The organism is Candidatus Nitrospira neuquenensis, assembly GCF_979578155.1.
The window spans coordinates 42106-52586 of sequence record NZ_CEFZDU010000038.1; the positions used below are offsets into that span (position 1 = coordinate 42106).

The 10481-nt window shown below is 72.7% G+C and carries 11 protein-coding genes; 7 read left to right on the forward strand and 4 right to left on the reverse strand.

The genetic code is table 11. The features are described from left to right. Positions 1 to 67: 67 nt before the first annotated feature. Entirely contained in the window at positions 68 to 232 is a 165-nt protein-coding gene (locus AC1U7O_RS16305) for a hypothetical protein (protein ID WP_479895951.1), read from the forward strand. A 7-nt stretch (positions 233 to 239) separates the two neighbouring features. On the opposite strand, the gene AC1U7O_RS16310 is transcribed toward AC1U7O_RS16305, so the two are convergent. Beyond that, positions 240 to 1085, reverse strand: coding sequence for a hypothetical protein (locus AC1U7O_RS16310; protein ID WP_479895952.1), 846 nt, complete (start codon positions 1083 to 1085; stop codon positions 240 to 242). 35 nt (positions 1086 to 1120) lie between these two features. Further along, entirely contained in the window at positions 1121 to 1993 is an 873-nt protein-coding gene (locus AC1U7O_RS16315; RefSeq protein WP_479895953.1) for a bZIP transcription factor, read from the reverse strand. A gap of 132 nt (positions 1994 to 2125) precedes the next feature. Between AC1U7O_RS16315 and thiD the strand changes: the two genes are divergently transcribed. Genes thiD through AC1U7O_RS16335 form a run of 4 tightly spaced genes read left to right on the forward strand, consistent with a single transcriptional unit; the run spans position 2126 to position 5513 of the window. Next, complete coding sequence (gene thiD, locus AC1U7O_RS16320; RefSeq protein WP_479895954.1) at positions 2126 to 2920, forward strand: bifunctional hydroxymethylpyrimidine kinase/phosphomethylpyrimidine kinase; 795 nt, start codon at positions 2126 to 2128, stop codon at positions 2918 to 2920. 13 nt (positions 2921 to 2933) lie between these two features. Then, entirely contained in the window at positions 2934 to 4214 is a 1281-nt protein-coding gene (locus AC1U7O_RS16325; RefSeq protein WP_479895956.1) for a hypothetical protein, read from the forward strand. Between the two features lie 25 nt (positions 4215 to 4239). After that, positions 4240 to 5025, forward strand: coding sequence for an alpha/beta hydrolase family protein (locus AC1U7O_RS16330; RefSeq protein WP_479895957.1), 786 nt, complete (start codon positions 4240 to 4242; stop codon positions 5023 to 5025). Between the two features lie 11 nt (positions 5026 to 5036). Then, the gene (locus tag AC1U7O_RS16335) at positions 5037 to 5513 is read left to right on the forward strand and encodes a hypothetical protein (protein WP_479895958.1); all 477 of its coding nucleotides are present in this window, start codon (positions 5037 to 5039) and stop codon (positions 5511 to 5513) included. 190 nt (positions 5514 to 5703) lie between these two features. Here AC1U7O_RS16335 and AC1U7O_RS16340 read toward each other — a convergent pair whose 3' ends face one another. Next, on the reverse strand, positions 5704 to 6363 hold the full coding sequence (locus AC1U7O_RS16340; protein ID WP_479895959.1) for a class I SAM-dependent methyltransferase: 660 nt from the start codon (positions 6361 to 6363) through the stop codon (positions 5704 to 5706). Positions 6364 to 6697: 334 nt separating this feature from the next. Continuing rightward, positions 6698 to 8011 carry a 50S ribosomal protein L11 methyltransferase gene (locus tag AC1U7O_RS16345; protein WP_479895960.1) on the reverse strand — a complete coding sequence of 438 codons (1314 nt, stop codon included), beginning with the start codon at positions 8009 to 8011 and terminating at the stop codon, positions 6698 to 6700. Between the two features lie 59 nt (positions 8012 to 8070). Here AC1U7O_RS16345 and AC1U7O_RS16350 point away from each other — a divergent pair, with 59 nt between their 5' ends. Both AC1U7O_RS16350 and AC1U7O_RS16355 read left to right on the forward strand, forming a co-directional pair. Beyond that, positions 8071 to 9975: a MutS family DNA mismatch repair protein gene (locus tag AC1U7O_RS16350; RefSeq protein ID WP_479895961.1), complete on the forward strand. Its 1905-nt coding sequence runs from the start codon at positions 8071 to 8073 to the stop codon at positions 9973 to 9975. 74 nt (positions 9976 to 10049) lie between these two features. After that, positions 10050 to 10481 (forward strand): DUF3015 family protein, encoded by a 432-nt coding sequence (locus AC1U7O_RS16355; RefSeq protein ID WP_479895962.1) that lies wholly within the window; start codon positions 10050 to 10052, stop codon positions 10479 to 10481.

A 10481-nucleotide genomic window follows, 5' to 3' on the forward strand; every position in this document is an offset into this window, starting at 1 on the left:
CGCCCGCTCCTCCGGCTGTCCCGATTCTTCCCGCGCATCCCGACCTCGCGCGGGGTCGGACTCTGACATGCCGCCCACGAAACCTCAACGGCCCCCCGCCTTCAGGATTCTGGACCAGGACGACGGCTACGCGAAGGGACGGGGCTATCCGATTCCCCGATTCCTCCAGCCCTTCCTCTGGCGCGCCTACCAGCGCTGGCGCGGGCGCAAGGCTTCCGCCGACCGCCTGTAGCCCCACCCTACGGCGCCGGCTTTTTCGGCGCCGGCTGCCTCCCCTTCGCCTGCTCGCGGAGCCGCGCCAACTCCTCCGCCTGGGCGTCGAGCTGGCGCTTGAGCCGGTCCACGTCGTCCTTGAGCTTCGAAACCTGGCCGCGCAGCTCCTCCGCCGCGCCGGCCTCCCCGCCCTCCGTCGGGGGCGGCGGCGCGGGCACCGGCACCTCGACCGGCCGGAGCGACGCGAGGAAGCCCCGGTAGTCCACCACCAGCTCGCTCGACGGCGGGCTGCCGTGGCCGCCCATCCAGTTCTCCTGCTCCGACACCATGTAGGGCCGCCCGTCGAAGGTGAGCGCCCGGCCCCGCCGCTTGAGGGGCCGCAGCGGATTGGCTTCGATGTCCTTGGCGTCGTCCCCCTGCGCGACGGGATCGCGGTGGTTGGCGAGCAGGACGTGCAGTTGTGTCTCGCGGACGAAGAAGCCGCCCGAAGTCATGGTCGGCGTCGCCCCGTCGCTCCCCCGGAGCACGAAGGCGATCCACTCCGACGGGCGGGCGCTTTGAAAGGCCTTCCGCAGCGCGGGAGTCAGCCGGGCGATCTCCTCCTGGGTGAAGACCGGCACGGGCGGCGGCGCCTTCTGGAGGATGCCGACCTGTTGCTCTAGGAGCAGCCGGCCCAGGATCGCCCGCAGGTCGGGCTCGGCCCAGTCCATCGGATGGTCGAAGGTCTCGTCCGGGTTTTTGGTGGGATCGCGGTAGGAGTCCAGCCGGACGGTCAGGACGCCGTCCTGCTGCACCGGACGGGTGGAGAGCGCGGCCTCCGCGCAGCCCAGGAGCCCGATCGCCAGGCCGCCCGCCAGGACCCGTCCGATCACCGAGCCTCCTTCGCGCGCGGCCGCGCTCATCGCCGTTACCGGGCCGGCTTCTTGGCCGGTGGCTTGGCTTTCGGCCCGGCGAGCTGGGCCTTGAGCCGCTCCAGCTCCGCAGCCTGCGCCTCGAGCTGCTTCTTGAGCCGCTCGTTCTCCGCCTGCAGGGTCGAGAGCTGCTGCGGCAGGCTCGGCGCCTCCCGGTCGGCCGCCGGCGTCTGGGCCGGCGCCGCGGCCGCCCGCTTGGCCTGCTCCTGCGCCCGGAGCGCCGACAGGAAGGCCCGATGGTCCAGCACCATCTCGGCGGCGGCCGGCGCGCCGTCCTCGCTCATCCAGCTCTGGGCGACGGACACGACATAGCCGTGGCCGTCGAAGGCCAGAACCTGGTCCCGTTTCTTCACCGGCCGCAGGGGATTGGCCCGGACCGTCCCGATCCCGTCCCGTCCCGACGCGATCGGCTCCAGCCAGTTGGCGATCAACACGTGCAGGCGCCGGTCCTTGATGAAGAAGGCGCCGGAGGTCGTCCGCGGCGCGGGCCCGTCGTAGTTGGTCAGGGCGAAGCCGATCCATTCCGTCGGGCCCGCGGCCTTGAAGGCCCGCGAGAGGTAGGGCGCGAGCTGCGCGGTCTCGGCCGGGGTGAACACCAACTCGGGCGCCGGCTTCCGCGACAGCGAGGCGACCCTGTCCTGCATGAGCAGCCGGCTCAGGATGGCGGCCAGGTCCGCCTCGGCCAGGTCGGCGGGATGGTCGAACTGGACCTGCGCGGCGCGCTGGGGGTCGCCGTAAGTTTCCAGGCGCAGGAACCATCCCTGCTCGTTGATCAGCGGCGGGCGCGGGGCGAAGAGCGGACCGGAGCACCCCGTCAGGACGAGGAGCAGGGCGCAGGCGCCCGCGAGCCGGCCCGGGCGATCCACCATGAGAGAGCCTCCTTGACTGAGCGGCACTTATACACAAAGGCGCCGGGCGGGGCAACCGGAACCGTCGCGACCGGTCCGGCCGGTCGTGACATGGGCCGCGGCTGGTGGTATAACTGCGCTCCCGTACCCATCATGACGATCAGGCAAGCGCTCACCATCGCGGGCTCCGATTCCGGCGGCGGCGCGGGCATCCAGGCCGACCTCAAGGCCATGGCCGCCAACGGCGTCTTCGGCCTCTCGGTCATCACCGCGATCACGGCCCAGAACACCAGGGGCGTGACCGCCGTCCACGAGCTGCCCGTGGACATCATCGAGGCGCAGCTCGACGCGGTCTTCGACGACTTCGACGTGGCCGCGGTCAAGACCGGCATGCTGTCCTCCGCGGCCATCGTGGAAGCGGTCGCCCGGCGACTCCGCGAGCGCAAGGTGGATCGCCTCGTCGTGGACCCCGTGATGCTCGCGAAGAGCGGCCAGGCGTTGCTGCGGGAGGACGCGATCGCGCGCCTGCAGGCGGACCTCATCCCGCCGGCGCTCGTCGTCACCCCGAACGTGCCGGAGGCCGAGCGGCTCTCGGGCCTGCGGATCGGCACCCTGGCGGACGCGCGCCGGGCGGCCAAGGCCATCCACAAGCTGGGCTGCCGCCACGTCCTCATCAAGGGCGGCCACCTCCTCGCGGAGCGGGCGACCGACCTGCTCTACGACGGCCGGTTCTTCACCGTCTTCAAGGGCGAGTTCATCGACACGCCCCATACCCACGGCACGGGCTGCACCTACGCCTCGGCCATCGCGGCCCAGCTCGCCAAGGGGAAGGCCCTGCCCGAGGCGGTGCAGGCCGCCAAGACCTACGTCACCGAGGCGATCCGCCACCACCTGGCCATCGGCCACGGCACGGGCCCCACCCACCACTTCTACTTTCTCGCGGAGTGAGGGACCCGGACCGATGCGCGCGCAGTTCCGCCCGCCCCTCTTCCTGCTCACCGGCTTCGGCTGGCTGGCGCTCTCCGCGCTGCTGGGGCTGGGGCTCTTCCTCGCCCCGCTGGTCGGGACGCCCCTGCCGGCGGTCCTGCGCCTCGTCCACGTCCACGCCGCCCTCGTCGGCGGCATCGCCCAGATGATCCTCGGCGCGCTGCTGGCCTTCATCCCGCCGCTGCTGCTCACGGGACGCGACCGGCCGGCCTCCCATCCCCTGCTCTACGCCGCGATCAACGGCGGCGCGGTCGGGCTGGTTGCGGGCTTCGCGCTCGGCCGGTTGGAGATCGTCGCCCTCGCGGGCGGCTTCGTCGCCCTCGCCTTCCTCGCGGTCGCCGGCGACGCGCTGCGCCAGGCCCGCGCGAGCGTGAACTCGCCGCCGCTGAACCTCTGGTTCTACGGCGTCGCGCTCCTGCTCCTGTTCGGCGGGTTGGCCTACGGCGAGGGCATGGCCCTGCGGCTGTTCGCCGCGACCACCTACGGGCAGGCGAGGCTGGCGCACATCCACCTCAACCTGCTGGGCTTCGTCACCCTGACGATCATCGGCACGATGCACAACCTGTTTCCGACCGTCCTCGGCGCGCCGCTCCACAGCCCGCGCCTGGCCCGCTGCACCTTCTTTCTCCTGCCGGCCGGCATCCTGCTCCTGATCGCCGGGTTCCTCCTCGGCCGGGTCTGGGTCCAGATCGCAGCGGGCGCGGCGCTGCTCGCCGGCGTCGTCCTGTACGCGGCCAACATCCTCCTGACCTGGATCGGCGCGGGCCGGCCCCGCCGCGTCGCGTCCGATCACTTCCTGCTCGCGACCGTCCAGCTCGTCCTGGGGGTGGCCGCCGGCATCCTGGTCAGCGTGAACGCGCTCTGGGACCCGCCGGCCGTGCCCTTCGGGGCCCTGCACCTGATGGCCTACACCCACCTGGCGCTCGTCGGCTTCGTGTTCCAGACCGTGGCCGGCGCCCTCTCGCACCTGCTGCCGATCATGTTCGCGGTCGCGCGCGTCGCGAGCAACAAGAAGCGGGGGGCCTACCTGGCCGAGCTGACCGCGATCGTCGAGCGCTGGCGCCCCCTCCAGCTCTGGGCCTTGAACCTCGGCACGGTGGGCCTGGCCCTCACCGCCGCGCTCGTCTGGCAGCTCCCCCTCGCCGCCCCCGAGGTCACGGCGGCGAGCTGGGCGAGCGGCGGCCTGCTCCTGCTCGGCCTGGGTCTCCTGGCGGGCAAAGTGGTCCTCGTGGTCGGCCGCCGGCCTCCGTCGTAGCCGACGTTCTGCTAGAATGGCGGCCATGGAACAGGCCCTTCCCTTCACCGATCCGGACGGCCGCCGCGTCGCCGGCGTCCTGGCCTTGCCGGAGGCCGCCACCGACCGGATCGTCCTGCTCTGCCACGGCTTCCTGTCCAACAAGAACAGCTCGACCAACCGGGCCCTGACCAGGCTGCTGAACGAGCGCGGCCTCGCGACCTTTCGGTTCGATTTCCTCGGCCAAGGCGAGAGCCAGGGGCCCTTCGCGGAGATCACGGTCGCGCGGGCGCTGGCCCAGGCGCTCGCGGCCCTCGACCTGATCGCCGCGCGCGGGTTCTCGCGGCTCGGGCTGGTCGGCTCCAGCTTCGGGGGCCTCGTCGCGACGCACGCCGCCGCCCGCTGGGCGGAGGAGGGGCGCCGGCTCGATGCGCTGGCGCTCAAGTGCCCGGTGCCGGACTTTCCGGAGATGTTGGAGCGGGAGTTCGGCGCGGCGGGCATGGCGGAGTGGAAGGCCACCGGGACGATCCCGGACGTCACCGGCAACCCCGGCCGCGTCCCGCTGCGCTACGCCTTCTACGAAGACTGCCGGCGGCACGTCGCCTACGGGCCGGCCAAGGCGATCACGGCCCCGACCCTGATCGTCCAGGGCGACCGGGACGAGTACGTCTCCCTCGATCAAGCCCGACGCCTGATGGACGCGCTCCAGACCGAGAAGCGGCTGGCGGTGCTGCCGGGCGCCGATCACGGCTTCACGCGGCGGGAGGACTTCACGGCCATGACGACCCTGATCGTGGACTGGCTGGCCGGGCATCTGGGCCGGCCGCGGTGAGGGAGGGCGCCATGTCGCCGAGCGACGGTCTGCGCGAAGCGCAACTGGAGATCCTGAAGGTCCTCTATCCCTGGTACAAAGAGGAGGTCTTCCGCCGGCGGGAGCAGATGATGCGGCTCACGGCCTTCGCGAGCGCCTTCCTCGTGCTGCTGCTCGTGACCATGCTGGCCGTCCCCACCTCGCCGGCGCGGGTCAAGTCCGACCTCACCGTCGCCCTCTTCGCGATCACGGGGGTCGCGCTGTTCTCCTCCGTCTTCGCCTATCTCATCCTCCAGCAGCGCGAGCGGCACCGCCAGGCCAAGCAGGCGCTCATCGAGATCGAGCGGGTGCTGGGGCTCTACGAGCCGGACCTCTACGTACTGGGCAAGTCCCTCTACCCGGAGGAGTGGCAGACCGCCTGGCGGAGCGACCGCAGCGTCACCGTCTACCTCACCGTGCTGGCGGCGCTCACGGTCCTCGTTGTGGCGGCGGTGTGGCTGCGGCCGTAGCGGGGGAAGGGTCGCGTGTCCGGCGTTGAGTGGAAAGAAGCGCGATGCTCGTCATCCGGCTGAATCCGTGGCGCAGCGGAAGCCAAGGTCGCTGTTCCCCGTCGCCGGCGGGCGCGTGAACCCTCCGTAGGTCAGCGGATCGGGGGGCGGCTCGGACCGGGCCCCGCCGCGCAGGACGGCAGTCGGTCCCTCACAGGATGCGCCCGCCCACGACCCAGTGCCGGTCATCCGGCACGTCGATCAGGAGGCGCGTCAGGTTCATCGTCGCCAGTTGACCGGCCACCTCGTCCTCGGTGAAGGCCGCCAGCAGCGAATTGTAGAAGTCGCGGCGCAGGATCGCCGGCTCGCCCGCGGCGTAGCGGTCCACGATGGCCTGCGCGGCCTCGGGCGACTCGGGGCGCAGCAGGTCCATGACGAGGACGCAGGCGCCGGGCTCGGCCAGCCGGCGGATCGCCTGCCAGAACTGCAGGGGATTCGGCAGGTGGTGGAGCAGGCTGTTGGAGATCACGGCGCCGGCCGGCCGATCGAGGGCCACCTGCTGCACCCGCTCGCAGCGCAGCGTGATGCGGCCGTCCAGCTCCGCCACGCGCACCGCCTCCTCCGCGAGTCGGATCATGGCCGGGGAGGCGTCCACGGCGGTGACGGAACAGCCGGGCAGGACCCGCACGAGACGGATCGGGATGTCCGCCGGCCCGCAGCCCAGGTCGAGCACATGCCCCTCGATGAAGTCGGGGAAGTACTCCCGGAAGAGGTCGACGAAGCCCTGGTTTTCCTCCTCGAAGTCGGCCCTCGCGTAGGCCAGGGCCTGCTCGGGATCGTCCATCAGCTCCGGTTCCGGCACACGGTCCATGCGTCCGTCCCTCACGAGCCCACCTGATTCATGAACGTGCCCGCTGCCGTCGCCCGTCTGCGTGTCCGCAGGGACAGGCGGACCCGCCGCTGCGCCGAGCCGGCACGCGGCGTGCCGGCTGGCTCGCCGCTCGGTCGGTCACGGTGCTGCAGGGAGCACGCCTCCCTCTCACCCTCCCTCGCGCCCCCGCGCGCCCGTCTTGCAGGCGACGGCGCGATGTCGCGACGACCCGCCATGAATCAGGCGGGCCGGTCAATCAACTATCTTCGCGCAACTATCTTCGCGCCACCCTCTTCGCGCCACCTTCCACGTCCGACCGTTCACCTTTCACGTTTCACGCCTCCTCCACGCTCACGGGGTCGCCCGGCCGGATGGGCCCGCCGGCCAGCACCCGCGCGTAGAGGCGGCTCCAGCCCGGATAGCGCTCGTGCGAGATGCGCAAGAAGTCGCCCTTACAGAACCATTGTCCGTTAAGCCGGCAGGGCGTCGTGTAGTCCGTGATCTCCAGCCGGACACGCTCCCCGATGCGCAGCCGGGCGCCCGGAGCCAGTCCCCCCCACCCGACCCCGGCGAGCGTGAGATTCTCCCCCGTGGAGCCGGGCTCGATCGCGTGGCCCTCGCCCTTGAGCGCCTCGATCAGCTCCAGCGAGTAGAGGCAGACCGCGCGGTCCGGCCCGCCATGGAACCGGCGGCTGCGCTGGCGATCCCCCTCGACGCCGGACGTCGTGATCCGGGCCTCCGGCACCGGCCGCTTGGGGACGCCGCCGTTGGAGACGTTGATCCGATGGAGCCGGGCCGGCGCCGCCTCCCCCGACAGGGCGAGCCACCCCTCCTGCTCGCGGCGGTCGCGGAGGGCCAGGCCGGTAAGCGCCAGGGCCCCGGCGACCTCGGCCTCGTCCTCGGCGAGCAGGCCGGAGAGCAGCAGCCGGGCGCCGGGGACGGCGGCGCGGCGCAGCAGGGAGGCCGTCTCCAGGAGGGTCCGCCGGTCGAGGTTGGCGAGGATGAGGTCGAACCGGGCGGCCGGCAGCGTGTCGTCGAGCGGCTGGACGCGCAGCTCCAGCTCCTGGCCGAAGCCGTTGGCCGCCGCGTAGTCGCGCGCGCACTCGACGGCCACGGGATCGTGGTCCAGGCCGACCGCCGACGCCGCGCCCAGCCGGAGCGCGGCCATCGCCAGGATGCCGCTCCCCGTCCCGGCGTCCAGCACGCGCTCGCCGCCGCGCACCGTCTCCTCCAACCGCTCGATCAGGAGCCGGGTCGTCGCGTGGTGGCCGCTCCCGAAGGCCTGCTTGGGGTCGAGCACCAGCTCGATGTCGCCGGGCTGCAGCGGCGCCGCCTTCCAGCTCGGCCGGACGACGACGCGCCGGCCGACGCGGATCGGCTCGACCGACTCGGCCCAGGCCGCGTTCCAGTCGCGATCGGCGAGGGGCTCCGCGCGGATCGCGGTACGGGTCGGGTCCTGACCGAGCCGTCTCAGGGCGGCCCGCAGGTCGTCGAGTCGGGAGGGATGCCAGCGCTCCGCCGGCCAGTAGACCCGGATCAGCCCGTTCTCTTGCCAGGCCCCCGTCGCCTCCGGGTCCCCCAGCAGGCTGAGCAGCTCCGCCGGGTCCACCGACGCCGCGATCCGGATTTCCACCCAGCCCTCGCGCACCGCGCCTCTCCTCGAGCCTCCGATTGACGAGTCTGCACGCGACCGGGTAAGGTCCCCCCATGTCCCGGGAACCCGCCTTTCCCCGTGCGGCGGCCCCCGCGCGGCCGCGCGAGCGGGCGCTCGTCCGCCTCCTGGCGAGAACCGACTGCCTGATCAACGCGGGCACCCGGGCCAGCCTCCGCCTCAGCCGCTGGAGGCTGGCGATCGTCCTGACGGGCGCGCTCGCCGCGGTCTCGCTCTACAAGCTCGCCTGGTACCAGGCCGGCGACGCGACGCTCGCCGCCGCCGCGCTCATCTTCCTCGCCGTGGCGCGGTATCATAGCAGGGTCGAAGCGCGGCTGCACCGGATGCGGCGCTGGCGCGACCTCAAGCGCGCCCACCTGGCGCGGCTCCGGCTGGACTGGGACGCGCTGCCCGCCGAGTCGGTCCCCTCCCCGCCCGGCCACCCCTACGCCGCCGACCTCGACCTGACCGGCCGCGCCTCGCTCCTGCGCCTGCTCGACACGACGTTCACCACCCTGGGCCGGGAGCGCCTCGCCGCCCGGCTCCTGGACCAGTCCGTCACCCGGCTCGACCAAGAGACCTGGCGGGAGCGGCAGGGGCTCGCGCGCGAGCTGGCCGGGCGCCCGCTCCTCCGGGACCGTCTCGTGCTGGCCGCGCAGCCCCGGGCCGGGCAGACCGGCTCCATCAACGGCGGCCGCCTCCTGGCGCTCCTGCGGCCGGAGGAGCGGGAGCCCGACCTCCGCCCCCTGCTCGTCCTTCAGTCCCTGCTGGCCGCCTGCACCGTCGCGCTGGGCCTGGGCTCGCTGCTCGCGCTCCTTCCCGCCTACTGGATGATCTCCTTCGGACTGTACGCCACCATCGCGATGCTCAGCCCCGGCGGCACGACGCATGCGTTCGACCGGGCCCAGACCCTGCACCTGGAGCTGCGCCGGCTGGTCGCGGTCTTTCGTTGCCTGGAGCGCCGGTCGTACACGGCCAGCCCGGCGCTGGGCCGCCTCTGCCTGCCGCTGATCGGCGGCGTGCACCGCCCCTCTCGCCGGCTGGCGCGGCTCGCCCGCCTCTGCCACGCGCTCAGCATCCGCGCCCATCCGCTCATCCACCTGGGCCTCAACGCCCTCCTGCCCTGGGACCTCTGGTTCGCCCACCGGCTGGCCCGCCTCCGCGCGCAGATCGCCGGCGAGGCCCCCGGCTGGCTGGACCGGCTGGCCGAGCTGGAAGCGGCCGCCTCGCTGGGGACGCTGGCCTGGCTCAACCCGGACTCGCGCTGGCCCGCGAGACTGCCGGACGCGGGCGAGGGACGGCCCCCTGTGCTGACGGCCCGCGCCCTCGGCCATCCGCTCATCCCGCAGGCTCGCCGGGTCGCCAACGACCTGGAGCTGCGGGGCGCCGGCCGCCTGCTGCTCGTGACCGGCTCGAACATGTCCGGCAAGAGCACCTTCCTCCGCACGGTCGGCCTGAACGTCTGTCTGGCGCAGGCGGGCGGGCCGGTCTGCGCCGAGGCTTTCGAATGGACCTGGGCGCGGCCGTTCTGCTGCATCCGCGTGGACGACTCGCTGGAGGCGGGGCTCTCGTACTTCTACGCCGAGGTGAAGCGGCTCCGGCGGATCCTGGACGAGGCCGGCGCGCGCGACGCCGCGCCCGTCCTCTTCCTCATCGACGAGATCTTCAAGGGCACGAACAACCGCGAGCGGCTGATCGGCAGCGGCGCGTTCCTGCGCGCCCTCGCCGCCCGCAACGGGTTCGGCCTGGTCACGACCCACGACCTCGAATTGACCGAGATCGAGCGGGACGTGCCCGGCGCCGCCAACGCGCACTTCCAGGAGTTCGTCGAGAACGGCTCGCTCGCGTTCGATTATCGGCTGCGGCCCGGCCCCTGCCCGACGACCAACGCGCTGCGGATCATGGCGCTCGAAGGGCTGCCGGTGCCGCAACCGGGGCCGGACCCGCCCCGCCGTTCTTGACAGACGGACGGCGGGCTGCTAGCGTGCGCCTGCCGGTCCGAGCGCCGCATCATCGTTCATCTGGAGGGATGACCATGACCGCATCGCGCTTCCGTCGCACGCTCCTCCCGCCGCTGCTCGCGCTGGCCCTGCTGCCGGCCTGCACCACCAAGGGCACCATCAAGGCAACCACCGACCCGACGACCGACATCCTCTCCAGCACCAGCGGCCGGAGCTGGTTCACGGAGGACGGTCTGGTCCGAGAAGACGCCCGGATCACCGCCTTCATCGCGATCAACTTCGAGAACCTGAAGCAGGACATGGCGCAGGGCCGGGGCGAGTACCTCGCGTCGTTCGGCGCACTGCTCGGCGTCCCGAGCGAGCGCCGGGCCGAGTTCGGTCGGCTGACGCGGGAGAAGTACGGCGAGATCTACGCGACCGCCGGGACCACGCCCGACGAGATGCTGGCCGCGCTCGCGCGGGAGCTGGCCCGCCGGCCCGAGCTGGCGAGGCCGCAGCCGTCGTGA